Source organism: uncultured Cloacibacillus sp. (assembly GCF_963926575.1).
GTDB lineage: Bacteria > Synergistota > Synergistia > Synergistales > Synergistaceae > Caccocola > Caccocola faecigallinarum.
Genome location: NZ_CAWUXW010000002.1, coordinates 141399 through 166513, shown reverse-complemented (window position 1 = coordinate 166513; position 25115 = coordinate 141399). Strand labels below are relative to the sequence as shown.

31 protein-coding genes and 3 pseudogenes are annotated in these 25115 nt (G+C 60.5%); all 34 read right to left on the bottom strand.

The features are described 5' to 3' along the window. Positions 1 to 16 precede the first annotated feature (16 nt). The 34 genes and pseudogenes from ABGT66_RS03545 to ABGT66_RS03380 all read right to left on the bottom strand — a co-directional run bounded on the left by ABGT66_RS03545 (position 17) and on the right by ABGT66_RS03380 (position 25012). Complete coding sequence (locus ABGT66_RS03545; RefSeq protein WP_346688879.1) at positions 17 to 700, bottom strand: CvpA family protein; 684 nt, start codon at positions 698 to 700, stop codon at positions 17 to 19. After that, entirely contained in the window at positions 697 to 972 is a 276-nt protein-coding gene (locus tag ABGT66_RS03540) for a hypothetical protein (RefSeq protein WP_294194865.1), read from the bottom strand. The genes ABGT66_RS03545 and ABGT66_RS03540 overlap by 4 nt, the downstream gene beginning before the upstream one ends. Positions 973 to 1004: 32 nt before the next feature. Further along, entirely contained in the window at positions 1005 to 1283 is a 279-nt protein-coding gene (locus ABGT66_RS03535; RefSeq protein ID WP_294194864.1) for a hypothetical protein, read from the bottom strand. Positions 1284 to 1361: 78 nt separating this feature from the next. Further along, complete coding sequence (locus ABGT66_RS03530) at positions 1362 to 2078, bottom strand: hypothetical protein (protein WP_346688877.1); 717 nt, start codon at positions 2076 to 2078, stop codon at positions 1362 to 1364. Next, the gene (locus ABGT66_RS03525) at positions 2075 to 3226 is read right to left on the bottom strand and encodes a phenylalanine--tRNA ligase subunit beta (protein ID WP_346688876.1); all 1152 of its coding nucleotides are present in this window, start codon (positions 3224 to 3226) and stop codon (positions 2075 to 2077) included. Before ABGT66_RS03525 ends, ABGT66_RS03530 begins: the two co-directional genes overlap by 4 nt. Next, complete coding sequence (locus ABGT66_RS03520) at positions 3198 to 3794, bottom strand: hypothetical protein (RefSeq protein ID WP_346688875.1); 597 nt, start codon at positions 3792 to 3794, stop codon at positions 3198 to 3200. The genes ABGT66_RS03525 and ABGT66_RS03520 overlap by 29 nt, the downstream gene beginning before the upstream one ends. 12 nt (positions 3795 to 3806) lie before the next feature. Further along, positions 3807 to 4532 (bottom strand): hypothetical protein, encoded by a 726-nt coding sequence (locus tag ABGT66_RS03515; RefSeq protein WP_346689250.1) that lies wholly within the window; start codon positions 4530 to 4532, stop codon positions 3807 to 3809. Further along, a complete protein-coding gene (locus ABGT66_RS03510) occupies positions 4501 to 4833 on the bottom strand; it encodes a hypothetical protein (protein ID WP_346688874.1) in 333 nt (110 codons plus the stop codon). The genes ABGT66_RS03515 and ABGT66_RS03510 overlap by 32 nt, the downstream gene beginning before the upstream one ends. A gap of 139 nt (positions 4834 to 4972) precedes the next feature. Beyond that, entirely contained in the window at positions 4973 to 5149 is a 177-nt protein-coding gene (locus tag ABGT66_RS03505) for a TrkA C-terminal domain-containing protein (protein ID WP_346689249.1), read from the bottom strand. A 93-nt stretch (positions 5150 to 5242) separates the two neighbouring features. Next, on the bottom strand, positions 5243 to 5641 hold the full coding sequence (locus ABGT66_RS03500) for an NAD-binding protein (RefSeq protein ID WP_346688872.1): 399 nt from the start codon (positions 5639 to 5641) through the stop codon (positions 5243 to 5245). Positions 5642 to 5657: 16 nt separating this feature from the next. Continuing rightward, entirely contained in the window at positions 5658 to 6482 is an 825-nt protein-coding gene (locus ABGT66_RS03495; protein WP_346689248.1) for a potassium transporter TrkG, read from the bottom strand. Between the two features lie 91 nt (positions 6483 to 6573). Beyond that, complete coding sequence (locus tag ABGT66_RS03490) at positions 6574 to 6729, bottom strand: hypothetical protein (RefSeq protein WP_346688870.1); 156 nt, start codon at positions 6727 to 6729, stop codon at positions 6574 to 6576. After that, the gene (locus ABGT66_RS03485; RefSeq protein ID WP_346688868.1) at positions 6726 to 6923 is read right to left on the bottom strand and encodes a hypothetical protein; all 198 of its coding nucleotides are present in this window, start codon (positions 6921 to 6923) and stop codon (positions 6726 to 6728) included. Before ABGT66_RS03485 ends, ABGT66_RS03490 begins: the two co-directional genes overlap by 4 nt. Before the next feature lie 35 nt (positions 6924 to 6958). Further along, positions 6959 to 7377 (bottom strand): annotated as a pseudogene (rplT, locus tag ABGT66_RS03480) (50S ribosomal protein L20). A 296-nt stretch (positions 7378 to 7673) separates the two neighbouring features. Then, positions 7674 to 7964: a hypothetical protein gene (locus tag ABGT66_RS03475; protein ID WP_346689246.1), complete on the bottom strand. Its 291-nt coding sequence runs from the start codon at positions 7962 to 7964 to the stop codon at positions 7674 to 7676. After that, positions 7910 to 8251, bottom strand: a complete 342-nt coding sequence (infC, locus tag ABGT66_RS03470) for a translation initiation factor IF-3 (protein ID WP_346688867.1) — start codon at positions 8249 to 8251, stop codon at positions 7910 to 7912. The genes ABGT66_RS03475 and infC overlap by 55 nt, the downstream gene beginning before the upstream one ends. A 155-nt stretch (positions 8252 to 8406) precedes the next feature. Then, positions 8407 to 8867: pseudogene (locus ABGT66_RS03465) on the bottom strand (sodium/proton-translocating pyrophosphatase). A gap of 103 nt (positions 8868 to 8970) precedes the next feature. Continuing rightward, positions 8971 to 9348: pseudogene (locus ABGT66_RS03460) on the bottom strand (sodium/proton-translocating pyrophosphatase); the annotation flags it as partial. Next, on the bottom strand, positions 9251 to 9472 hold the full coding sequence (locus ABGT66_RS03455; protein WP_346689244.1) for a hypothetical protein: 222 nt from the start codon (positions 9470 to 9472) through the stop codon (positions 9251 to 9253). The pseudogene ABGT66_RS03460 and the gene ABGT66_RS03455, both read right to left, overlap by 98 nt. Beyond that, on the bottom strand, positions 9366 to 9803 hold the full coding sequence (locus ABGT66_RS03450) for a sodium/proton-translocating pyrophosphatase (RefSeq protein ID WP_346688865.1): 438 nt from the start codon (positions 9801 to 9803) through the stop codon (positions 9366 to 9368). The genes ABGT66_RS03455 and ABGT66_RS03450 overlap by 107 nt, the downstream gene beginning before the upstream one ends. Before the next feature lie 294 nt (positions 9804 to 10097). Then, positions 10098 to 10178, bottom strand: a complete 81-nt coding sequence (locus tag ABGT66_RS03445; protein WP_346689242.1) for a hypothetical protein — start codon at positions 10176 to 10178, stop codon at positions 10098 to 10100. A 26-nt stretch (positions 10179 to 10204) separates the two neighbouring features. Further along, the gene (locus ABGT66_RS03440) at positions 10205 to 10510 is read right to left on the bottom strand and encodes a sodium/proton-translocating pyrophosphatase (RefSeq protein WP_346689240.1); all 306 of its coding nucleotides are present in this window, start codon (positions 10508 to 10510) and stop codon (positions 10205 to 10207) included. Between the two features lie 145 nt (positions 10511 to 10655). Continuing rightward, the gene (locus tag ABGT66_RS03435; RefSeq protein WP_346688864.1) at positions 10656 to 12176 is read right to left on the bottom strand and encodes an acyl-CoA carboxylase subunit beta; all 1521 of its coding nucleotides are present in this window, start codon (positions 12174 to 12176) and stop codon (positions 10656 to 10658) included. 198 nt (positions 12177 to 12374) lie between these two features. Further along, positions 12375 to 13367 carry an amidohydrolase family protein gene (locus ABGT66_RS03430; RefSeq protein WP_294194747.1) on the bottom strand — a complete coding sequence of 331 codons (993 nt, stop codon included), beginning with the start codon at positions 13365 to 13367 and terminating at the stop codon, positions 12375 to 12377. A 44-nt stretch (positions 13368 to 13411) separates the two neighbouring features. Then, entirely contained in the window at positions 13412 to 14197 is a 786-nt protein-coding gene (locus tag ABGT66_RS03425; protein ID WP_346688863.1) for an enoyl-CoA hydratase-related protein, read from the bottom strand. A 73-nt stretch (positions 14198 to 14270) separates the two neighbouring features. Beyond that, the gene (locus ABGT66_RS03420; RefSeq protein WP_346688861.1) at positions 14271 to 15455 is read right to left on the bottom strand and encodes a thiolase family protein; all 1185 of its coding nucleotides are present in this window, start codon (positions 15453 to 15455) and stop codon (positions 14271 to 14273) included. 31 nt (positions 15456 to 15486) lie between these two features. Then, positions 15487 to 16695, bottom strand: coding sequence for a CoA transferase (locus tag ABGT66_RS03415; RefSeq protein ID WP_346688860.1), 1209 nt, complete (start codon positions 16693 to 16695; stop codon positions 15487 to 15489). Positions 16696 to 16734: 39 nt separating this feature from the next. Further along, a complete protein-coding gene (locus ABGT66_RS03410) occupies positions 16735 to 17187 on the bottom strand; it encodes a cobalamin B12-binding domain-containing protein (protein WP_300263318.1) in 453 nt (150 codons plus the stop codon). Between the two features lie 16 nt (positions 17188 to 17203). Next, positions 17204 to 19588 (bottom strand): methylmalonyl-CoA mutase family protein, encoded by a 2385-nt coding sequence (locus ABGT66_RS03405; RefSeq protein WP_346688859.1) that lies wholly within the window; start codon positions 19586 to 19588, stop codon positions 17204 to 17206. Continuing rightward, positions 19537 to 20367, bottom strand: a complete 831-nt coding sequence (locus tag ABGT66_RS03400; protein ID WP_346688858.1) for a CoA-transferase — start codon at positions 20365 to 20367, stop codon at positions 19537 to 19539. The genes ABGT66_RS03405 and ABGT66_RS03400 overlap by 52 nt, the downstream gene beginning before the upstream one ends. Positions 20368 to 20514: 147 nt before the next feature. Next, complete coding sequence (locus ABGT66_RS03395) at positions 20515 to 21480, bottom strand: 2-keto-3-deoxygluconate permease (protein WP_346688857.1); 966 nt, start codon at positions 21478 to 21480, stop codon at positions 20515 to 20517. A gap of 103 nt (positions 21481 to 21583) precedes the next feature. Continuing rightward, on the bottom strand, positions 21584 to 22540 hold the full coding sequence (locus ABGT66_RS03390) for an NADH:flavin oxidoreductase (protein ID WP_346689239.1): 957 nt from the start codon (positions 22538 to 22540) through the stop codon (positions 21584 to 21586). Positions 22541 to 22938: 398 nt separating this feature from the next. Then, a complete protein-coding gene (locus ABGT66_RS03385; RefSeq protein WP_346688855.1) occupies positions 22939 to 24498 on the bottom strand; it encodes an AMP-binding protein in 1560 nt (519 codons plus the stop codon). A gap of 196 nt (positions 24499 to 24694) precedes the next feature. After that, a complete protein-coding gene (locus ABGT66_RS03380; RefSeq protein ID WP_294194728.1) occupies positions 24695 to 25012 on the bottom strand; it encodes a MarR family transcriptional regulator in 318 nt (105 codons plus the stop codon). Positions 25013 to 25115 lie beyond the last annotated feature (103 nt).

Below are 25115 nucleotides of genomic sequence, written 5' to 3'. Positions count from 1 at the left end.
GTAAATCTATGCGGCTTCAGACGCCGCTCGCCCCGCCGTCGTGCGGCGGGAGCTCTTCGCCGGCGGGCGGAAGTCCGTTCGATTCTCCGCCGCCGCCGTAATTTTCATCGTTGTAGTAATCGTAGCCGTCGACTCTGAGATAGCGCGTGCGGTATGGGCGCAGTATCTCCTCGAGCGTGCCGTCGGGCAGCGACGTGTCCTGAGGCACGAGGCCGAGACCTATGAGCGCCGAGCGGAACTGCGGCCAGCTGCGTCCCGCGTAGCGCAGCACGTCGCTGTCGGACATCCACGTCGGGTTCGCGACGGGCGCGAGAAGTATGCCCGCCGTCATTATCGCGTATATCGCGATGAAGGTTTTGACGACGCCGGAGAAGAGGCCGAGCAGCTTGTCTATCCCGCCGAGGCTTATCGCTCTTATTATGCCCCTCAGCACCATGCGCACGACGGAGGCGGCCATTGCTATCGTGAGCCATATCACGACGCCGGCAATCGCCTGCGCGGCGTATGGGTTTATCCCCATCGTGCCCGCGATGAAGCGCCCGAAGGCGCCCGAGAACTGGAAGGCGCAGTAGAACGAGGCGAGGAAGCCTACGAGCGCTATGACCTCGCCGACGAAGCCGCGGCAGAGTCCGCGGAGGATGAAATACGCTCCGAGGACGACGAAGAATATATCCCAGCAGCTGAAACCGGCGATGCTCACGCTTTCTTCTCCTCCCCGCCGAATTCGGCGCAGAGGCCGCCGACGCGCTCGCCCATATCCTCGAGGCGGAAGGCGAGCGACATCAGCGCCAGCACGAGGCGTTCGTCCTGGCTCAGATTAGGCGGAAAGCCCGCAACGAGCGAGCTGACGCCTTCCGCTATACGGCAGAAGCGCGCCGGCTCGAGCTTCGTGGCGAGCGTATATTTCTGCCGCCCGACCCAGAAGGAGTACCTTCCGTCGCCGAGCGATTTTATTTCGTTAAGTTCGTCCATCTTGGCGCGGCCCGCGGCCTACCGGGGCCGGGCTACTCCGCGGGAGTCTCTTTCGGCTGCGCGGCGAGGCGTCCCATGCGTCCGAGCAGGCTATCGAGCGTGTTGCCTATCTCGTCCTTCTCGGCCTTCGCGGCGGCGGCGGCCTTCTCCGCGTCTTCCTGGAGCTGGAGGATTTCGAGGTCCCTGTCCTCGATTACGCCCTTGAGCTCGGCGTTCTCGCGGCGCAGCGCCTCGTTGTCGTTCTTCATCTCTGTAAGTATCGCCTCGAGGCGGTCGAGCGCCTCGTTGAATTTTTCAAACTGCTCCATCATTGCAAGACACCTCCGTGTTCTTTTCGCCGGTACGGCGCGCGGGGAAAGCCGAAGCCCTCCCCGCATAAGTCTAGCAGACTATTGCGCTCCGCGCACGTCTCCGCCGAATTTTTTGTTTATCTTTTTGGTCACCTGCTTGGCGACGTTCTCTATCTGCTCCGAGGTCAGCGTGCCCTTGTCCGAGCCGACCCATATTCTGAACGAGACGGACTTCTTGCCCGCGCCGACCTGCTTGCCGCGGTATTCGTCGATGAAGCGGACGTCCTTCACGAGGTCGGCCTTGCGCGCTATCGCCTCGATGTCGCGCCACGCTACGCTCTCGTCGAAGACTATCGAAAGGTCGAAGTCCGAGAGCGGGTACCCCGGCAGGTGGGCGAACTCGTTCTGGCGCGACGCGAGCGGCACGAGCTTCTCGACGTCTATCTCGAAGAGCATGACGAGGCTGCGCTTGATGCCCGCGGCCTTCGCGCACTTCGGCGAGACGAGGCCGAGCGAGCCTATAACCTCGCCGCCGCGCGTGACGTTGACCCAGAGCTTGTCGTCGGCCCATGACGGCTTGTCGTTCTGGACGAAGCCGAGCGGCTCCATCTGCACTGCGCGGTGCATGTATTCGAGCACGCCCTTCGCCTCGCGGAACAGCGCGCGCGCGTCGCTTCCGACGAAGGCCGCTCCGAGGTGGCGCGCCATCTCGGGCAGAAGCTCGTCCTCGGAGTTTACGCTGTGGTAGTTCCTGTCGAGGAATACCTGCGTCAGCTCGAAGATGCGGAAGTCGGAGAAATAGCGCAGGTTCGTCACGACCGCGCCGAGCAGTCCGGGACGAGCGTCGAGCGAAGCCGTCTCTCCTCGGGCGCGGGCGGCGTCGAAAGCTCGAGCATGTCGGATGTCTCTACGCCCGAGGCTTCGATGTAGAGGTCGTCGATCCACGGATATGTGAAGATCTCCTGCATGTTGCAGCGGAAGGCGAGATACTCGCGCACCGCGCGCTCAAGCTGCGGGCCGCGCTGGTTTATCGCGTGGTCGAGCGTCACCGTCGGGGCGATGAACGGGAAGTTCACGTAGCCCATGAGGCGCGCGACCTCTTCGAGTATGTCGTCGGGCAGCGATATGTCGCCGGTCGAGCGCCACGACGGAGCCGTGATGCGAAGGACGTCGCCGCATTCCTCGGTCTTGAAGCCGAGGCGGTCGAGTATCTCTTCAACGTCGGAGGCGGACAAATCGCGGCCGAGGCGCTTGCGCAGGAAGTCGAGGCTGACCTCGACGACGGCGCAGTCAAGCGGGCGCGGATATACGTCTGTGTGCGCCGTGACCTGCGACTCGGGGAAATATTCCTTGAAGGCCGCGAGCGCTACGGCGGCCGCGTCGTCAACGCGCTGCGGGTCGATGCCCTTCTCATAGCGCGACGAGGCGTCGGTGCGCAGCTCGAAGCGCTGCGAGGTGCGGCGTATGCCGAGCGGGCTGAAGTTAGCTATTTCGAGGATGAGCTCGTTCGTATCCTCGAGTATCGAGTCGAGCTTGCCGCCCATAACTCCCGCGAGGCCGACGGGCGTCTTCTCGTCGGCTATGACGAGGTCCTCGGAGGTGAGCGTCAGCGTCTCGCCGTCGAGAAGCACGAGCTGCTCGCCCTCATAGGCGCGGCGCACGTAAATGCCGCCCGTGATGTGCTTGCGGTCGAAGCCGTGCGTCGGCTGCCCCGTCGCGAACATTATGTAGTTCGTGATGTCGACGGGAAGGTTTATCGGGCGCTGCCCGACGCGCCAGAGCATGCTCTTGAGCGAGAAGGGCGACGGTACGTTCTTTATTCCCTTGATGATGTAGCCCGTGTAGCGCGTGCAGCGCGCGTCGTCCTGTATCTCGACCTTGAGCTCCTCGCTCATCTCGGGAAGCGCGACGGGCTCGATGGGCTTGAGCGGGCATTTATAGATGGCCGCGAGCTCGCGCGCCATGCCGTAGTGTCCCCCAGAGGTCGGGGCGGTTCGTCATCGACTTGTTGTCTATTTCGAGGATTACGTCGTTCAGGTCGAGCGCGTCGGCGAGCGGCGTGCCGGGGGCGGCCGCGAACTCCGTGATGTCCATTATCTCGGCGGGCTGCGTCGTCGGGAAGAGGTCCGCGAGGCCGATTTCGCCCGAGGCGCAGATCATTCCGTAGCTCATGACGCCGCGCAGCTTCGCGGGCTTTATCTCGACGGGGTCGCCCTCGCCGTGCCATTTGACCCACGCGCCGGGCTTCGCGACGGCGACGAGCTGCTGCGGCGCGAGGTTGATTCCGCCGCAGACTATCACGGACGGCTCGGGGTCGCCGACGTCTACGGTGCAGACGCGCAGCTTGTCCGCGTCGGGATGTTTGTCGACCGTCAGATTCTTTCCGACGACGAGGCCTGCGAGGCTCTCGCCGATGTTCGTCGCGTCCTCGACCTCGACGGTGCACATCGTGAGGTCGTAGGCGAGCTTGTCCATCGTGAGGTCAGCGGGAAGGTCGACGTAGCGTTTTATCCAGTTTAACGAAAGCTTCATAATTTCATCCTCCTACTTGAACTGCTGAAGGAAGCGAAGGTCGGCGCTGTGGAAAAGGCGCACGTCGTCTACGCCGTAGCGCATCATGACGAGGCGGTCGAGGCCGATGTTGATGTAGAAGCCCGACCATACCGACGGGTCGAGGCCGGCCGCGCGAAGGACGTTCGGGTGCGGCGTGCCACCCGGCATGACTTCAATCCAGCCGACGTGCTTGCAGACCTTGCAGCCCGCGCCGCCGCAGACCTGGCACTTCATGTCTATCTCAAAGCCGGGCTCGACGAACGGGAAGAATCCGACGCGCATGCGCACGTCAACCTCGTGTCCGAAGACCTTTTCGAGGATCGTCTTGATGAGTACCATGCCAGAGGCGAATGAGAAATCCTTGTCGACGATGAGAGCTTCGTACTGGAAGAAAGCCCTCTCGTGGCGGGCGTCGGTCGTCTCGTTGCGGTAGACGCGTCCAGGATATACGAAGCGGGCGGGCGCACCGTGCTCCATGAGATAGCGCACAGAAGCTCCCGTGAGGTGCGGACGCAGGCAGAGGCGCTTGGCTCCGCGCTCCTCATCGTGCCCCTTCAGCCAGTAGGTGTCCATGCTCTCGCGCGCAGGATGCTCCGGCGCGAAGTTGAGATTGTCGAATGCGTATTTCTCGCTCGTGATCTCCGGCTCGGAGAAAATTTCAAAACCGAGCGAACGGAAGGCGTCGTTAAAGGTCGTAGCACATCTGCGTAACGGGATGCAGCCCGCCGCGGAACGGAACCGTGCCGGGGACCGTTATGTCGGCCTCGCCCTCGAAGGCCGAGAGCGAATTGAGAAGCTCTTCGCCGCGCTTCTCCACCGCGTCGGAGAGTATCTGCTTGACTTCGTTCGCCGCCTGTCCGAGAGCCTTGCGCAGCTCCGGCGCGGCCTGTCCGACGCTCTTCAGGATGTCGGTGAGCTCGCCCTTGCGTCCGAGCAGATTCGCCCTGACAAGCTGGAGCTGGTCGGGCAGCGTGCTCTCCGCTATCTTCTGAAGCCCCGACTCCTTTATCTTTTCCAATCTTTCGAGAAGGCCGCCGTCCGCTGCCTGCGGGGCCTTCGAACACTCTGAGATAGCGCGTCTGCATCTTTATGCCTCCTGCCGCGCGCTTTTACATACGCCGGTAAATTTCATCTTCTGGCGGAGCGCCGCGCGGCGGCTATTCCGCGCCGACGAGGGCCTGGATGTCGTCTATCGTGCCCTGTATCCACAGCTTGTCCCCTTCCTCGATGGGACGCATCGGGTTGGGGCTGTGCTGCTTTCCGCCATATTCCATAAGTATAACAATAACCTTGTATTTTTGCGAAAATTTCAGCTCGGCCATCGTGTGCCCTATCCATTTCGGGAAGCGGCGAAATTTTGCCTATGACGAAATTTCCGCCGTCTATCCTCGTGAAGGACGAATACCACGGATATACGAGCGCCTCGCCTATGCGCGCGCCCATGTCCCACCTCCGGGAAGATGACGCGGTGCGCGCCGACGCGCTCGAGCACGCGCGCGTGGATATTGCTGCATGCGCGCGCTATGACGAGCGGGAACGCCGAGCTCGACGAGCAGCGACGTGGAAAGCACGCTCGGCTCGACGGCCTCGCCTATCGTCACTATCGCGACGTCGGCCTCCTTCGCGCCGATCTTTATCAGCGACGCTTCGTCGGTCACGTCCATCTGCGCCGCGACCGAGATTTTATCGGCGATTTCCGCGACGGGCGCTGCGGAGCTGTCGACGCCGATGACGTTCTGCCCGAGAGAGGCGAGCTTCTCGCAGAGCGCCGTTCCGAAGCGTCCGAGGCCGACAATGAGATATGTCTTCTGTTCTTTGCCGTTCATGGTTGAATCCCCTTCGTTATCCTATCGGGACGTGCGTCTCGGGTAGCGTATCTCGGAGCCGCCGTCGGGAGCTATGAGAGTGGAGAGGAATGTGTAGAGGCCGACGCGTCCCCAGAACATCAGCGTCGTTATGATGAGCTTGCCGGGCGTGGAGAGCTCCGGCGTGATGCCGACGGAGAGCCCCGTCGTGGCAAGCGCGGAGGCGGCCTCGAAGATGAGCGCCGAATAGGGCATCTTCTCCGTGAAGGTCAGCAGCACCGTGCCCGCGAGCATCGTCATAAGGTAGACGGCGACGACCGAGAGCGCGCGCCGCTCCGTCGACGGCGAGATGCTGCGCCCCATGAAGGTCGAGCCGCCGCGGTCCGTGGAGCTCGCTCCACACCGCGACCGCGAGGACGCCGAAGGTCGTCGTCTTTACGCCGCCGCCGGTCGAGGCGGGCGACGCGCCTATTAGCATCAGCACGACCATGACGGCCTGTCCGAGCCCGGAGAAGGTGCCGGGCGCGACCGTGTCGTAACCGGCGGTTCTCGTGGTCACGCTCATGAAGAGCGCGTTCCATACCTTCGCCCACACAGGATAGTCGCGCAGAGCGCCGTTCCAGTCCGAAAGCAGCAGGAGCAGCGCGCCGCCGAAGACGAGCCCCGCCGTCATGCCGACGACGAGCTTGGCGTAGGCGGAGAGGCGGAAGGTTCTGTTCTTCCAGCGCGCCGCGCACTCGGCGAAGACGGGGAAGCCGATGCCGCCGAGTATGATGAGCGCCATCGCCGCGCCCGGGACTATAAGCGTCGTCGCGTAGCCCTGAAGGCCGGCCCGGGCACGGAGAGTAAGCCCGCGTTGCAGAACGAGCTTATCGAGTGGAATATCGCAAGATACGCCGCCCGCCCAAAGCTCTCGCCGTCGAGCAGGAAGCCCGCTATAAAAATCAGCGCGCCTATCGCTTCGAGCCGAAGGTGAACTTTATGACGGTGAAGAAAAGCTTCACAGCGCCCTGTATGCCGTCGACGCCGAAGCCTCCGAGGAAGAATATCCTGCCCTTGATGCCGACCCTGCGGCTCACGACGAGCGACATTAACATCATGCCCGTCATGATGCCGAGCCGCCGATCTGAATCAGCGACAGAAGCACGAGCTGCGAGACGACGCCCGTCTCCTTGGAAACGTCTATAACGCTGAGCCCGGTGACGCACACCGCCGAAGTCGCTATGAAGAGCGCGTCGACGGGCGTCATCGGTATGTCGTGGACGAAATTATTGGAGAGCCATAAGAGAAAGGCTCCTGCCAATATTACCAGCAGGAAGCCTAGGACGATAACTCTCTCTACTTTGTAAGAGGTGTGTATTTGCAATTTCGCACGGCTTCGGCCCGAAGGCCCGGCTGTCTTACAGAGCCGCGCGCAGCCTTCTCCACGAGCTGGGCGAACGCCGGGGCGTCGTTCACCGCGAGGTCGGCGAGCATCTTGGCGGTTGATGGGTGATGTTGGCTTTCTTGAGGCCGTTGATGAGCGCGCTGTAGGCGATGCCGTTGGCGCGGGCGGCCGCGTTGATACGGATGATCCACATCTTGCGGAAGTCGCGCTTTCTGTTCTTGCGGCCCGCGAAGGCGCTCGTCAGCGCGTGCAGGAGAGCTTCTGCGCGCGCGCGGCGGTAGACGTTCTTCTTGCGTCCCCAGAGTCCTGTCGTAATGCTGTACAGCTTCTTATGTTTATTGCGGCTGGCGCTTGAACCCTTTACTCGCATTATAAGTCACTCCTTGAGATTTTGTTTTAAGATGAAACGTCCGGGCCCCGCGCTCACGCGTAGGGGAGCATCTTCTTGACGTGGGCCTCCGATGCCCGGAAGAAGGATGCCCTTCTTTCTCAGCGTGCGGAGGCGCTTCGAGTTCTTCGACGAAAGAAGGTGTCCGCGTCCGCCTCTTCTTAAAGCTGACCTTACCGGTGCCCGTTATCTTAAAACGTTTTTTTCGTTGCGGAAGTGTTTTCAGTTTAGGCATTGCTAGGTTCCTCCTCTAATTTCTGCCAGTTTGCGGCATATTCTTATATCTGGTCTGCATCAGGCAGGACGTTCTTCTTGACCTTCTGCGGCTTCGCGGGAGCGGGCTGCGCCGGAGCCGCGGCCTGCGCTTCCTCAGCGGGCTTCTGCTGCTTTTTCTGCGCCTGCTTCTTCGCCGGCGAATCCGCGGCCGGCGCTATCATGATGCGCATATAAGCGCCCTCCATGCGCGGCTCCATCTCAATCTTGCCGTAGTCGGAGACGGCGTCGAGCACCTTGTTCAGCACGTCGCGTCCCCTGTCGAGGAAGGCCATCTCGCGTCCGCGGAAGAATATCGAAACCTTGACCCTGTGTCCGTCCTCAAGGAAGGCCTTGATCGCCTTGACCTGAACTCGTAGTCGTGCAGGTCTATCTTCGGACGCATCTTGATTTCCTTGACGACCTGATTCTTCTGCTTCTTGCGGGCGTCCTTGTCGCGCTTCTGCTGCTGGAAACGGTACTTTCCGTAGTTCATTATGCGGCAGACCGGCGGTTTCGCCTGCGGGGCGACCTCCACGAGGTCGAGCTCCGCCGCCTCGGCCATTTTAAGCGCTTCCTGAATGCCGACTACTCCGCGCTTCACGTTCGACTCGTCTATGAGAAGAACCTCCGGGGCATCTGATCTCGAATTTACGCCGCGGTTCGTCCTCTTTTGTGTTTGCTATGGCATTACACCTCCTGAGTAAAATTCTCCAAATAAAAAAGTCCGAGCGCATAAGAATGCACTCGGACCTGAAATCATATCTTCAGGGGCAAGCCCGGCAGCAAGCTGAACCGACGGGCGAGAGGCGCATTCCTCTGCTTGAACCCATTGACCTTAGTCAACTGAGAGATATTAGCACATTTCGGCGCGCGCCGCAACAGCGCGCACGCGTTCCGCGCCTCTTTATAACGCGAAGAGCGGAGCGAGACAGTGGCGACGACGGACATGAGCTTGATGAGGATGTTGAGGCTCGGGCCCGCGGTGTCTTTGAATGGGTCGCCTACGGTGTCGCCGACTACCGCAGCCGCGTGAGCAGGGGTGCCTTTGCCGCCGAAGTTGCCGCTTTCTATGTATTTTTGCCGTTGTCCCACGCGCCGCCGGAGTTGGACATGAATATGGCCATCATGACTCCGGTGACTATGGAGCCGCCGAGGAGTCCGCCGAGCGCGGGAGCGCCGAGCGCAAGTCCGACGATGACGGGTACGAGGACGGCCATGAGGCCGGGGACTATCATTTCTCTGAGGGCCGCGACGGTGGAGGATGTCTACGCAGCGTTCGTATTCGGGACGGCCGGTGCCTTCCATTATGCCGGGGATTTCTCTGAACTGGCGGCGGACTTCTTCTATCATTTTCTCAGCTGCGCGGCTTACTGCCTGTATCGAAAGGGCGCTGAAGAGGAAGGGGGAGGAGTCCTCCGATGAAGAGGCCTACCATGACTTTGGGGTCTTTGAGGTCTATGGTGGTGAGGTTGGTGGCTTCGGCGTAGGCGACGACGAGAGGGCGAGGGCGGTGAGGGCCGCGGAGCCTATGGCGAGGCCTTTGCCGACGGCCGCGGTGGTGTTGCCTACGGCGTCGAGGTTGTCTGTGATGTTGCGTACTTCATGCGGCAGTTCGGCCATTTCGGCTATGCCGCCGGCGTTGTCGGCGATGGGGCCGTAGGCGTCTACTGAGAGGGCCATGCCGGTGATGGCGAGCATTCCGACTGCGGAGCAGGCTATGCCGTAGAGGGCCGCCGAACTGGTAGCCGGCGAGGGTCGCTATGCAGACGAGGATTACGGGGATGGCTGTGGATTTCATTCCGACTCCGAGGCCGGCGAGGATGTTGGTGGCGGCTCCGGTTTCGGAGGCGGCGGCTATTTTCTTTGACGCTGCCGTAGTCGCCGGAGGTGTAGTATTCTGTGGCGGCTCCTATGAGGCAGGCGCAGATTACTCCGGAGATGACCGCGAAGAAGAGGGTGAGGTCACCGAACATCCAGTTGGTGAGGAAGTAGGCGCCTATTATCATGAAGAGGCCGGTGGAGCCGAGGCCTATTCTGAGGGCTTTGGCGGGGTCTCCTCCTTCTTTGACTCTGACGAAGAAGGTGCCGAGTATGGAGGCTATTATGCCTATGGCGGAGAGGAGGAGCGGTAGATGACCTCCGCCCTGGTCCATGACGAGGGCTCCTATGGCCATTGCGGGCTATTATTGAGTTGACGTAGGATTCAAAGAGGTCGGCTCCCATTCCCGCTATGTCTCCGACGTTGTCGCCGACGTTGTCGCTATGACTGCGGGGTTGCGCGGGTCGTCTTCGGGATTCCGGCTTCTACTTTGCCGACGAGGTCTGCTCCTACGTCGGCGGCTTTGGTGTAGATGCCTCCGCCGACTCGGCGAAGAGGGCTATGGAGCTGGCTCCGAAGCCGAAGGCTGTGACTATGTTGGCGTCGTTGAAGATGAAGTACATGACTACTACGCAAGGAGGCCTACGCCTACGACTGTCATTCCCATGACGCTGCCGCCGGTGAAGGCTATTTTGAGCGCGTCGTTCATGCCGTGGGTTGCGGCGAAGGCGGTTTTTACCGTTGGATTTGGTGGCGACTCTCATTCCGACGTAGCCGGTGAGGGCGCTGCATACGGCTCCGCAGACGAAACAGACGGCGCTCTGCGGGTTTATTTTTCCATGCGAGGAGCGCGCCGACTACGATTACGAATGGAACCAGGGCTTTGTATTCTCTGTAAAGGAAGGCCATAGCCCCTCCCTGGATGATTCCGGACAGCTCGTTCACTCGCGCGTGGTCTACCTTGAACGCGCCTATCTTGCCGGATGCCACCGCCGCGTATCCAAGCGCCAGCGCTCCGACTACTCCCGTTAACAACAGCATATTCATCGCTGAAAGAACCTCCTTAAAGGGTCGTCAAAAAATTTTCATATGAATCTGTGCACCGGCGGCGAGGCCGGTGCACAGTATGGGTGGGGTTGGTGGAGAAGTTATTCTATGTTGCCGGCGTTCCGTGCGCGCGCTCCGCTTAGAGCGGGATGTTGCCGTGCTTGCGCGCGGGGCGCTGTTTTTTCCGGCCCCAGAACATGCGCAGCGTCTGGATTATTTTCTTCCTCGACTCCGCGGGCTCTATTACGTCCTCAAACTTTCCGAGCTCGGCCGAGCGGTAGGGGTTGAGGAACTCGTCCTCGTACATTTTTTTGTACATCTCCCTCGCAGCCGCTGGGTCGGCAGCCTGCTCTATCTCGTTCTTGTAGAGCACCGCGACGGCCGCGTCAGCTCCGACGACTGCGCGCTCGCAGGTCGGCCACGCCATGACGAAGTCGGCGTGCATGTCTATGCTGCACATCGCGGGCGTCGCTCCGCCGTAGGATTTGCGTATCGGCATGATTATCTTCGGCACCGTCGCCTCGGCCCACGCGTAGAGCATCTTCGCACCGTGGCGGATGATGCCGTCGTGCTCCTGCTGGACGCCGGGCAGGTAGCCCGGGACGTCGACTATCGAGAGCAGCGGAATGTTGAAGGCGTCGCAGGTGCGGATGAAGCGCGCGGCCTTGCACGAGGCGTTGATGTCGAGGCAGCCGGCCATGCAGCCGGTCTGGTTCGCGACGACGCCAACGGGCATTCCGCCCATGCGGACGAAGCCTATTATTATGTTGCGCGCGTACATCGGCGAAATCTCGAAGAAGAAGTTGTCGTCGGCGATCTTCGTGATGATGCTCTTCATGTCGTAGGACCTGCGCTTGTTGTCCGGGATGATGTCGTTGAGCTCCTCTATCCTGCGGTTCACGTCGTCGCCGCACTGGTAGACGGGCGGCATCTGCGTGCAGTTGTCGGGGAAGAAGCTCAGCAGGCATTTTATCTGCGCGATGCAGTCGTAGTCGTCGCGCGCAACGAGCTGGCAGAGGCCGGACTTCGTGCTGTGCGTCGCGGCTCCGCCGAGCGTCTCGAGGTCGACGACCTCGCCGGTCACCTGCTGGATGACCTTCGGCCCGGTTATGAAGGCCTTGCTCGACTTGTCCACCATTATGACGAAGTCGGTGAGCGCCGGCGAGTAGCAGGCACCGCCCGCGCAGCTTCCCATGATGGCGGAAATCTGCGGGATGACGCCCGACGAGTTGACGTTGTTGTAGAAGACCGTGCCGTAGACCGACGCGCCGGGGCCCTCCTGAAGGCGGCCGCCGCCCGAGTCGTTGAGGCCGATGATGGGGACGCCCGCTTCGAGCGCGAGCTCCTGCATCCTCGCGAGCTTCAGGCCGTGCATCTCGCCCATCGAGCCGCCGAGCACGGTCGCGTCCTGCGAGTAGACGAAGGCTCTTCTGCCGTTGATGAGGCCGTGGCCCGTCACGATGCCGTCGGCGGGCGCGTCCACCTTGTCCATGCCGAAGCGCGTCGCGCGCGGCTTGACGAACATGTTGTACTCGACGAAGGTGCCGGGGTCGAAGAGCAGATCGACGCGCTCTCTCGCGGTCAGCTTGCCTTTGGCGTGCTGCTTGTTGATCCTCTCCTGCCCGCCCTGAAGCATGATGTGCGCTTTCAGATCAAGCATAGTCTGAAGACTTTGATTCATTTGACCATTCTCCCTATAGGCGGGACGCGAACGGGAAGAGAGGTTCCGCGCTCCGCGCCGCAAAGATTTGAATAAATTTTATAAAAAAGAAAAAACGCCGAAAAGCTTCGCCGTACTGTCAAAACGCGCCGCGCGCGTTACGGCTGCGCGCGGCGCGGAAAGCTTTCGCTTTGTCCGTTACATTAACCCTTTCCAGGGGCTGAGGTCGAGTCCGCACTGCTCGAAGCGCTCGCCGAGGAAGTTGAGCGCGTTCTTGTACATGACCTTCTCCATGATTCCCGGTCTGAGGTCGAGCTCTTCCCACTCCTTGAGTATCTCGCTGAGCTTGAAGACGCCCCACTCGGAGCCGAATATGAATTTGTCCTGGAGACGGCGGTTCATCTCGTAGAGCATGCACTGCGGGAAGTACTTCGGCCACATGCCGGAGGTCTCGCGCATGACGTTCGTCTTGTGCATCGCGACGTGGTTGATGACTTCGGGCCACGGCTCACCGACGTGGAGCGCGATTATCTTGAGGCGCGGGAACTCCGCGGCGACCTCGTCGACGTCGAGCGGCTGGCAGTAGGTCATGCTGTAGAGGCCGTCGCCGCCGGGGGCTCCGCTGCCCATTCCGGTGTAGCCGATGTGGAACTGCACAGGCGCGCCGAGCTGCTGGCAGAGGTCCCAGAGCGGGAAGAAGCGGCGGTCGTTGACGCGGAACTTCTGCGTGCACTGCTGGAACTTAAGGCCTATGAGCTTGAGGTCTACGAGCGCGTGCTCCGCCGCGTGAAGGGCCTGCTGCCCCTGCCACGGGTCGACCGAGCCCCAGGCTCCGAAGAACGAATCGGGGTACTGCTGCCAGAGGTTGTAGACGAACTCGTTGCTCGTCGGCGGCTCGCCCATTCCGCTCGTCGCGTCCCACGCGACGGGCTGCATCTTGACGCCGTGGCTCTTGGCGTCGTTCGCCATTACCTCCGGCCCTGTCTCGTCGAACTCGGCCTTGAGGTCTTCGAGCGTCGCGTTGCCGGACTTGCCGCGCCAGTTGGGCTGGGTGTATTTTCTCGAAGCGAGCATCGCCTTCATTGCCGGCGGATATCCTCCGCGGATGAACGGATGCGCGTGTATGTCTATTATCTGGAATCCTCTTTCTTCAGGAGTTTTAGGAGTTCTGTCTCCAGCTGCTATAGCCATGAATTATGCTCCCCTTTCAAAATTTTATCTGTGCCGTATAAATTCTAGCGGTATTTCGCCACGTCTGGCGTTCTCTTCTCGCGGAAGGCCGCGCCGACTTCCTTGGCCTCTTCGGTGCCGTAGTAGACGCCGAGCGCGACGCCCGCCATCGACTGCACTCCCCAGAGCGCGTCGCTGTCGGCGTTGAAGGAGGCTTTGAGCGCCGCGAGCGCAGTCGGGCTGTTATTTACTATCTCGTCGACCCATTTGTCGGTCTCTTCGAGCAGCTTGTCGGGCTCTACGACCGCGTTGACGAGCCCCATTTTGAGGCAGTCGTCGGCGCTGTACTTGCGGCAGAGGTACCACATCTCGCGCGCCTTCTTCTCGCCGACTATGCGCGCGAGGTATGCGCTGCCGTAGCCCGCGTCGAAGGTGCCGACCTTCGGCCCTACCTGGCCGAACTTCGCGGCGGACGAGGCTATCGTGAGGTCGCAGACGACCTGGAGCACGTGGCCTCCGCCTATCGCGTAGCCGTTGACGGCGGCGATTACCGGCTTCGGTATGTTGCGCACGGTGGTGAGAAGCTGGGCGAAGAGGCTGACCATCGGAAGCTTCTCGACGGGCGCGGCGTTCTCCGCGACCTCGGCGGGCGTGCCGCCTATCGTGAAGGCGCGGTTCCCGGCTCCGGTGAGTATCACCGCGCCGACTTCCTTGTCGCTCCACGCGCTCTGGAGGGCCGTTATCATCTCAACGAGCGTGCGCTGCGTGAACATGTTCATCGCGTCGGGACGGTTGATGGTGATTCTGGCTCTGCCGTTGTACTTCTCGTAGATTATATCTTTGAATTCCATTTCAATCCCCTCCTGTTAAGCTGTGCGCCGGGAGGTAGGCCGGCGCACAGGATGTGTGGAGATGGTGCAGAAACTACACTCTGATTATGAACGCTTCGCTTTCGCCGACTCCGCCGCATATCGTGCAGAGTCCGTAGCCGCCGCCGCGGCGCTGGAGCTCGTAGGCCATCGTCATGACGAGGCGTCCGCCGGTGGCTCCGGTCGGGTGTCCTATCGCGATCGCTCCGCCGTTGATGTTGGTCTTCGCGCGGATGGCTTCGACCTTCGCGGGGTCGTTGTCGCCGAGGTATATCGTCGAGGCGAGCGGCATGACGGCGAAGGCTTCGTTGATTTCGATGACGTCCATCTGGTCGACGGTCATTCCGGCCTTGTCGAGCGCCTTCTTCGCGGCGAAGGCGGGGATGGTCGCGATGTACTTCGGGTGTCCTGAGGCCTGCGCGTGGGAGACTATCGTCGCGAGCGGCTTGATTCCGCGGCGCTTGGCTTCGCTCTCGGCCATGAGGACGAGGGCGCTGGCTCCGGTGTTGAGTCCAGGCGCGTTGCCCGCGGTGACGGTCGGGCTCTGGTTGACGGTCTTGAGCTTCGCGAGGCCCTCGAGCGTCGTGTCGGGGCGCGGCTGCTGGTCGTCGGTGATGACTATGTCGCCCTTCTTCGTGTGGACGGTGTAGGGCTTTATCTCATCCTTGAACTTGCCGGCCTTGAAGGCTTCCTGGTAGTACATCTGGCTGCGGTAGGCCCATTCGTCCTGCATCTCTCTCGAAATGCCGAGCTCGAGCGCGACGTCGCCGGCCTGCTTCGCGCGCGGTTCGCCGGTGTAGGGGCAGGAGACGACCATGATGTCCTTGAGGACGACGTCGCCCATGCGCTTGCCCCAGCGGAGGTCTTCGAGGAAGTAGGGGACGTTGCTCATGTTCTCGGAGCCGCCGCCGACGGTTATCTTCGCGTCGCCGAGCTCGATGGCGCGCTTCGCCATCGCGATGGCTACCATCGAGGAGCAGCAGGCGCGGTCGACGGTGGTCGAGTTGGCCTCGGGCGGCATGCCCGACGCGAGCGAAATCTGGCGCGCTATCGAGCGGTTCGCCGTCGGCATGTTGATGCCTATGTAGGTCTCCTCGACCTCCGCGGGGTCTACCGCGGCGCGCTCCATAGCCTCTTTGACTACGAAGGAGCCGAGGGCTACGGTGTTTTCATTTTTCATAACTCCGCCGAATTTATCGAACGGGGTGCGGACTGCGGATACGATGACTACGTTTTCCATTTTCAATATCCCCTTTTATAAAAAGCTTCGGTTATATGGCCTTCTTGTCGTGGAGCTCTTTTATCTTTTCGTCGCTGTAGCCGATTTTCTTAAGGACTTCGTCGGTGTCGGCGCCGAGGTTCGGGAGCGGCTTGTAGGTCGGCTCGTGCTCTTCCATCTTTATCGGGCAGCCGACCATGGAAATCTTGCCGATGATCGGGTCGGGAAGCGTGACTATCATCTCGCGCTTCTTGGTGTGCTCGTCGTGCGCGACGTCCTCGGAGTTCTGGACCGGGCCGCAGGGAAGTCCCTGGGCCATGAATATCTCGCAGGCCTCGACCTTCGTCTTGTCGGCGAGCCACTCGTTGATTATCGGGCGGATGAGCGTCTCCATGTACTTGCCGCGTCCCGGGCCGGACTGGATTTCGGGGTTCTCAAGCAGCTCGAGGTGTCCGATGGCGGTGAGGAATTTCTTCCACATCGATTCGGTCGGGACGATGATGGCGACGTAGCCGTCTTTGCACTTGAACGGTCCCCACGGAGCGATGAGCTTGTCCGGGCCTCTCGTGACGACGTTGCCGGTGAAGGCGTAGACGTTGTGCGAACGCTCGGCGAGCGCGACCATGCAGTCGTACATCGACACGTCGAAGTACTCGCCCTTGCCGGTGCGGAGCTTGTTGACGTAGCCGAGCATAGCGGCGTAGGCGGCGTAGACGCCGGTGCCGGAGTCGCCGAGCGCGAAGCCGAGCCATGTCGGCGGACCCTGCGGGTCGCTTCCGCAGGTGTACATGAGGCCGGCCATAGCCTGGGCGATGATATCGTAGGCGAGGCGCTTCGCGTATGGGCCTTCATATTTCTTGGAGCGTCCGAAGCCGCTTATCGCGACGTAGATGAGGCCGGGGTTGACCTCTTTGATTTTCTCATAGGTGAAGCCGAGCTTGTCCATGAGTCCGGGCTTCAGGTTTTCGATTACGATGTCGGCCTCTTTGATGAGGTCCCAGAGGACGGCCTGTCCGTCCGCGGACTGCATGTCAATGGTGATGCTCTTCTTGCCGCGGTTGAAGCGCGCGAAGTATCCGCTCTGCACTCCGCCTTCTTCGCTCTTGAGAAGCGGCGCCATTTCGCGCGCCGTGTCTCCCGTTCCGGGGCGCTCGACCTTGAGCACCTCGGCGCCCTGGTCGGCGAGCATCATGGTGCAGGTGGGGCCTGCGACCTGCTGCTCGAGACCGAGAACTTTTACTCCGTCAAGTATTCCTTTCATGTAGGTTCCTCCCTTTTTACAACTCGTCTATATGCTTGGTTAGATGTTGGAAGCCCTGTTCGTCATATCCTGCGCGGCGTTCTCCGCGAGCTCCTCGGCCTTCGCCATCGCTATCTGCTCGAAGGTGAAGTCGACGACTTCGTCGAGCGGCGTGCCGGGGCCGAAGACTCCGCTGACGCCCTTTTCCATGAGCGCGGGGATGTCCTGCTGCGGGATGATGCCGCCGAGGATGAATACGGTCTTGTCCATTCCCTCTTTGGCCTTCACCTTGTCGATGACCTTCGGCATGAGCGTGTTGTGCGCGCCGGAGAGAAGGCTTACGCCTACCGCGTCGACGTGCTCTTTGGCCGCGATGTCGGCTATCTCGTCGGGCGTCGCCTGAAGGCCGGTGTAGATGACTTCGGCTCCGGCCTCTTCGAATGCGCGGGCTACTACCTTCGCCCCGCGGTCGTGGCCGTCAAGTCCGGGTTTTGCTATCAAAACTTTTACCATAGTGACGGTTCCTCCTTTAGTAAATCTTCATCGGCGTGTATTTGCCGTAAACTTCCTTGAGCACGCCGCATATCTCTCCGATGGTCGCGTAGGCTTCGACGGCTTCGATCATGTAGTCGCCGAGGTTCTCGTCCTTCTGCGCGGCTTCCTTGACGGCGGCGAGGGCTCTCGCTACGCGCTCGTTGTCGCGCGTCGCCTTGAGCTTGTTGAGTTTCTCGGTCTGCTTGATCGCGACGTCCTCGGAGACGGTGAACTGCGCGGGCTCGATGGGCTTGCCGTCCTTGAACTCGTTGACTCCGACGACGATGCGCTCTTTATTGTCGACGGCCTTCTGATACTTGTAGGCGTTGTCGGCGAGCATTCTCTGCTGGAAGCCCTCTTCGATGCACTTCATCGCTCCGCCCTTCTTCTCGATGGTGTCGAGGAGCGCGAGGACGTCCTTCTCAATGGCGTTGGTGAGCGCTTCGACCGCGTAGGAACCGCCGAGCGGGTCTACGGTCTCGGTGAGGCCGGACTCGTAGCCGACTATCTGCTGCGTGCGCAGCGAGAGGGTGACGGCCTCCTGCGTCGGGAGCGAGATGGCTTCGTCGTAGGAGGAGGCGTGGAAGGTCTGGATTCCGCCAGCGGCGGCCGCCATCGTCTGCATGGTGACGCGGACGGCGTTGTTGATGGGCTGCTCCGCGGTGAGCGCCGAGCCGCTCGTGAAGGCGAATATCTTAAGGCGCTGCGCCTCTTCGTCTGTGACGTGGTAGCGCTCCTTCATGATGCGCGCGTAGAGGCGGCGCGCCGCGCGGTACTTCGCGACTTCCTCAAGGAAGTCGAGCTGCGCGCCGAGGAAGAAGTAGCTGTTCGAGGTCGCGGCTACAATGTCGACGCCGCGCTTCACCGCCGCGTCGTAGTACTCGATCATGTCGGCGAGCGTGAAGGCGAGCTCCATAGCCGCGGTAGCGCCGGCCTCGCGGATGTGGTAGCCGGAGACCGCTATCGGCGTCCAGTGCGGCAGGTGCTTGCCGCAGTATTCGAGCACGTCGACGGAGAGCTTGACGCCGGCCGCCGGCGGGAAGATGTAGGTGCCGCGGCACATGTATTCTTTAAGGATGTCGTTCTGGAGGAAGAAGCCTATCGAGTTCGGGTCTATGTTGTTCTTCTTCGCGAAGGCGACGTAGAAGGCGAGCATGATGATGGAGTTCGCGTTCGCAGTCGTGCGTATCTGGCGCACCTTCTCGAAAGGTATGCCCTTGAAGAGCGCTTCGATGTCGGCGAGGGAGTCTATCGCGACGCCGACCTTTCCGACTTCGCCTTCGGACATCGGGTCGTCGGAGTCGTAGCCCATCTGCGTCGGCAGGTCGAGCGCGACGGAGAAGCCCGTGCCGCCCTGCTCTATGATGTAACGGAAGCGTCTGTTGGCTTCTTCAGCGGAGGCGAAGCCCGCGTACTGCCCCATCGTCCAGAGCTTGCCGTCGCGGTACATATTCTCGCGGATGCCGCGCGTGAACGGATAGTGGCCCGGTTCGCCGAGCTGGGCCTTGAGGTCCTCGCCCTTTATGTCTTCTTCGGTGTATACGCGCTTCAGCTCGTAGCCCGACAGCGTCGTATGTTTTCTTTCTTCCGCCATTGAAATTTTCCCCTTTCTGCGCTTTGTTGTATATTCGTGCCTCATTCGTCGATGAAGCTGATTCGCATTTTTTTGTCGGTGAATATCCGCTCGTCCATAAGCTTCAGGTTCGGCGATATTCTCGGGACGAAGTCCATCTTCGCTATGATGTCGTGCTCGACGTCGACGCCCGGCGCTTTTTCTATGAGAGTCACGCCCTCCGGCTCGAGGCGGAAGACGGCGCGCTCCGTTATGTAAAGTATTTCCTGCCCCGTCTCGTGGGGCGAACTGCGCCGAGAAGGTCACCTGCTGGACTTTTTTGCGGAATTTCTTCTTTTCCGCGTCTTTGACTATCGTGAGCTTTCCGTCGCCCGTTTTATATTCCATCTGCCCCGCGAGGAAGGTTCCTATGAAGCAGATTTTTTTTGTGCTCTGCGTTATGTCGATGAAGCCGCCGGGGCCCGTGCAGCGCGCGCCGAACTTCGAGACGTTCACGTTGCCTTCTTCGTCGACCTCGCCGAGGCCGGAGATGGCCGCGTCGAGCATACCGCCCTGGTACATGTCGAGGTTGTCCGTTATCGAAAGCAGCGCCTCCGGGTTGACCGCCGCGCCGAAAGCGACGCCGAGTATCGGAACGCCGCCGAAAACTCCCGTCTCGAGCGAGAATGTAACCTGATGGCTTATGCCCTCTTCGTTAGCGACGCTCGCGACGCTGTCGGGCATTCCGATGCCGAGGTTGACGACGGAGCCGCCCTTTATCTCAAAGGCCGCGCGACGCCCGCATATCTTGCGCGGCGTAAGCGCCATCGGCTTCTATCGAGTCGAGCCTCGCGCGCACATCGCCGATCAGCTCGGGACGGAACGGCGCTCCGTCGTAGCACTGTAAGTGGTTCTCGGGCTTCGCGACGACGACGTAGTCGACGAGCGCGCCCGGTATCGCGACGTGGCGCGGGTCGAGGACGCCCGCGTCTGAATATGCCCTTGACCTGCACGATGACCGTGCCGCCGTTGTTGTGGACGGCGGCCGCCATCGCGGCCTGCTCGCTGTAGATTGCTTCCTCTTCCAGAGATATGTTGCCGTATTCGTCCGCATAGCTGCCGCGGATTATGCACGCGTCGAGACGGAACGGCTTGTAATGCAGATACTCCGTCCCGTCTATGTTGATGAGCGACACGACCTCGCGCCCTGATTCCCGCGCGAGCTCGTTGACCTTGCAGCCTTCGAGGCGCGGGTCGCAGAAAGTATGAAGCCCTATTTTTGTTATAACGCCCGGCTTGCGCGAGGCAATCGCGCGGAGGAGATGGCCGTAGACGCCGAGCGGCACGGTGTAGCCGGCGATTTGGTTCGCGCTGACGGCGCGCCCGACTGCGGGCGGCATGCCGACGTGCGCGGCGTATATCGACGTGACGAGGCCGGGAGCTTTTATTATGCTGAGGCCCCAGCCGTCCTCAGAGAGGTCGCCCGGGGATACGCCGCATACGGCGCAGAGGTTTTTCGGAGTTCCGTGAGCAGAGTACGACTTCGCCATCTCGCGCAGAATGTCGTCAGGCGCGGAGCAGCCTCCGAACCCGCCGATGCCTACCACAGAATTATCTCTAATTAGTGATATTGCCCGACGATGAAGATATGACTTTGCTCATAACGCTCCCCCTGTTCCCCAAGCTTCCCGCCGTTCAGCGAGAAACGGCGGGAAGATAAAACTGGCTTGTCCGGCCGAGCTGCGCGCCGGAGGTTATTTCGCAGCGGGCTGCGCAGGCTGCGCGCCGCTTCCGAACTTCGAGACGATCCACTTCGTGATGTACGGGTAGACTATTATCGAAACGACGAGGACGACCGCCATCTGAGCGGTGACAGTTTCGACATATGGCGCGTACTGCGGCAGGCTCTCGCCGATGAAGCGCGGCGCTACGACGGCGAAGCCGCCGAGGCATGTCGCCGCGACTGCGGCGTAGCCGGGGCGTCTCAGTATAATCTTGTCGGCGGCTATCATGATAGGCAGGAACACGAAGACGTGTATCGCTATCAGGATAACTTCGGCGACGCCGACGTTGGCTATCGCTTTCATGTTGATGCTCGCGCCGAGGCACGCGCCGACGAACATAAGCACGACGGGCGTCGCGGTCGAGAACATCTTGCGTATTTTTTCATCGGCGTTGGCGAGCACCAGGCCGAGCGTGAACGGAACGAGCGTGGATACCGCGCTCATATAGTCGAAGCCCGTGCCGTCGGCTATGCCGAGGATGACGAGCGGCGTCGCGGGGACCGCTATGAGGTTGATAATGCCCATCGCGGCCTTGTCGACGTTGTCGCCGTAGGACTGCATAAGCCCCATGTAGACGCCGGGGTTGCAGTTCGCGAGGAGGATCGTTATCGCCATCGCGGAGACTCCGCAGAAGCCGTCGAGGCCGAAGAACTTAATCGTGAGCCACGAGCCGATGTAGGCGACGAGAAGGCGGACGACTACGAGTACGCCGCCGCGCGAGCAAATCAGGCGAAGGTCGCTGTATTTCGCCTGGCTTCCCGCAGTAAAGAGCAGCGCTCCGATGAAGGCCATAGCGCCGTAGCCGCTGAAAGCTCCGGTCACGGGGCCGCCTATCTTGAGCGCGCCGGGCGCAAAGGTGTTTATGACCGCCGTGATGAGCATCGGAACGACCATAATGCCACCCGGGACTTTGTTTACCTTACCCAGAATATCCATTGGCATACCTCCCAGTCTGGCGCCGCAGGGACGCCCAACTGTTCGCTGTACGTCGCTGCGCGGGGAGGCGCTTGCGCGCCCCCGCGCGGACGGATAATTTCAACTAGTTCTGCTGAGCCTGCTGCGCGGCCTTGCGCTCGGCTATTTTGTCGGCGATGACGCAGTTGACCTTTTCGTGTCTCTGGTCGCGCTCGAGGCAGCCGTTGCAGTAGACGCACTTAATCATTTCTTTCTCGCGGCCCTCGACCTGCTTCTTGATCCAGTCGGGGTCGGCGAGCGCCGGACGGCAGACGCCGATGAGGTCCGCGTCGCCGGCCTGGAAGATTTCTTCACCGTGCTGGAGGTCTTTGACCTTGCCGGAGACGATGACGGGGATGTCGGAGTTGATCTCGCGGAGGGCGTTCTTAATGCCTCTCGAGAGATAGACGTGGCAGCCGTAGGGCAGGTTCGCGGTCGCCATGCAGCGGCTTCCGCTGTAGCCGGTGTACCACGGGCCGTCCTCGGTCTTGCCGCCGGCCGATACGCTGATGAAGTCCATGCTGGCCTGCGCGAATATCTTCGCGATTTCGGTCGTCTGCTTCAGCGTGTTGCCACCCATGACGAACTCTTCGCCGGAGATGCGGCAGCCGACGCAGTAGTCGTAGCCGACTTCCTTGCGGATGTCGTCCATTATCTCGGTGACGATGCGGCAGCGGCCCTCGGTGTTGCGTCCGTACTTGTCGGTGCGCTTGTTGAGGAGCGAGATGAACGAGGAGAGCGTGTAGCCGTGCGCGACATGGAGTTCGACGCCGTCGAAGCCGGCCTTGCGGGCTCTGATCGTGCTGTCGACGAACTGCTTCTTTATCTCGTCGATTTCTTCATAGCTGAGATCTTCGATAGCCTGCTTCCAGCCTGTGCGGACGGACTGCTTGACGTAGTGGATGAGCTGGAGCGTCATCTTGCAGCCTTCGGCGTGTACCGCGTCGGTCATCTCTTTCAGTCCGGGAATGAACTTGTCGTCGCATATACGGAGAAGGTGCGGGCTCTTTCTGTCGAGGACGCCGCAGGCTTCGACGTCGATAAGTCCGAAGCCGCCCTTCGCGCGCGCAACGTGGCGCTCGATGAGCTCGTCGGGTGACGAAGCCGATTTCGTCCGCCATGCAGGTGACTGCCGGGAGCCACACGAGACGGTTTCTGAGTTCGAGATTCCTAAATTTTACAGGCTCTAATATCTGCATAAAAAGCTACCTCCAATTTGTATAATCGGTGCGGAGAACACCCAGTCTCCGCACAGTGGCCGTACAGTCGAACGACTGTTGTTTACTTCTTGTTCTTCTCCTCTTCCGCCATAATCGCGTAGATTTCCTGGCGGAGCTCCCTCTTTCTTGACCTTGCCGATGTTCGTGTGCGGCAGGTCGGGGCGGACCTCAAGACGCTCGGGGAGCTTGAACTTCGCGAGCTTGCCGTCGAGGAAGGTGATTATCTCTTCGAGCGTGATCGTCTCGTTCGGGGTCTCTGAGGGAGACGAAGAGGCAGGCCTTCTCGCCGAGCACCGGATCGGGCATCGGGACGAGCGCCGCGTCGTGGACCTTCTCGTTCTTGAGGACGAGGTTCTCGACCTCTTCGCAGCTGAACTTCTCGCCGCCGCGGTTGATGGCGTCCCTTGATGCGTCCCATGATTACGAAGCCCTTCCCGCTTTCGTGCATGGCCGCGAGGTCGCCCGAACGATAGTATCCGTCTTCCGTGAAGGCCTTCTTGTTGTGGTCGGGGGCGTTGTAGTAGCCGCGAATCGTGTACGGGCCGCGGAAGATTATCTCTCCGGGCTTCTCGGCTTCGCCCTTCCAGCGCGCTGTGCCGTCGTGTACGCTTTCGGCGATGACGTGGCCGTCGTCCTTGTCGACGATCTTCCACTCGTCGGCCGGCGAGACCGGCAGGCCTATCGTGTTGTAGGTGACTTCTTCGCTGTCGAAGAGGCTCGTCTGGGTGATGGTGCCTTCGGACATACCGAACTGCGAGATGAGGCGGCAGCCGAGCTCAGGATAGACGCGGGGCCGCGACGACCGGCTCGATCTTCGAACCGCCGTTTGATGACGATCTCCCAGGAGGAGAGGTCGTACTTCTGACGGTCTTCGAAGTTCAGCATGTTGATAATCATAGCGGGGACCATCGGGACGTGCGTGATGTGCTCTTTTTCGATGAGCTTGCAGATATCCTCGGTCTTCGGGGAGGTCGACATTACGACCTTGCCGCCGAACGAGAACGCGCCCTGGATTCCGGGGGGCCGCGAGCACCATGTTGTGCGCGACGGGGGCGACTGCGAGCTGGACGGTGTACATGTTGTACCCGAGCTCACGGCTCGACTCCTCCGCAACGTAGCGGTAGGCGTTGTATTCGCGCGCAATGAGCTTCGGAATTCCGGTCGTACCGCCGGAGAGAAGGATGATGCAGACGTCGTGCGGGTCGGGCAGGTAGCTTCTGAGAAGCTCCGCGTCGTCCTCGCCTTCGATGGGCGTGTTGAGAAGCTCGTTGATGTAGTAGTAGCCCTCGGGAACTTCCTGGTTCACGCCGGCGATCATCTTGAGCTTCATCGAGGGAAGGTCTGCGGCGACCTGCTCGACGAGCTCGACATAATTATACTTCTTGGCAAAACCTGGTATAATGTAACCGACCGCCTCCGCTTTGGCTGCGATCTGGGATATCTCCGTGTATCTGTGCTGCGGCAGGCACATTACCGGGATAACTCCGATTTTCTGAAGCGCGATGTAGATGAAGACAAACTCCGGAATGTTTATGAGCTGCACCACAACCCGATCTTGGTGTTTCAGCCCCATCTTCACGAAATGAAGCGCGAGGCGGTCAGTCCCCTTCTTCAGTTCGCCGTAAGTGTACCTCTGATCGCCTCCGACCAAGGCTTCGCGCTCCCAGAAGCGTTCGGCTATATTGTCGAATACCTGAGAGAAGTTCTCTTTCTTCCAGTATCCCTTTTCCTCATACTCCTTCGCGAGCTCCGGGCGATAAGGCGTCCAATGTTCCAGCATAAGATCATTCCTTTCAGTTTTATGTGAGTTTGGAATTTGTTTTAGCCGTTGATGGCGTTAAACACTAAACTGACACTTCACCGACGACGCATCACTCTCCAGTTAGTTTTTTGAGACAACAACACAACAGTAAAGATATCGCTAATTAGTGATATCTCTCTAAAAAATATAAAGTGGACGAAATTCCTTTTTTCTGTTATTTCAGCTTTTTCAGAAGAGCGACGACCGTTTCTTTTTCCTCCGTCGTCAGCTTTGAAAAAGCCTCCTCCAGATTCGCCATATGCGCGGCGAAGGTCTCATCCATCAATGCTTTGCCTTTAGGCGTTATACCGATCAGATAGGAACGACCATCTTCAGGATTGTCGCGCCGGCCGACCAGCCCCATCTGTTCAAGGTTCCTTACGACGACGGTAATGTTGCCGCTGCTCGAAAGCACCTTGTCGATTATGCTCTGCACCGTCTGCTCTCCCCTGTTGTAGAGAAGTTCTAATACGGTGAACTGGGCCAGCGTCAATCCTTTCTCGCGAAACAATTCACTTGATTTTCGATGGGCGTTTCTGTAGGTTCGTCCTAAAGCTATAATTAGCTTTCCATTCAAACGATCCCTAGAATTCATT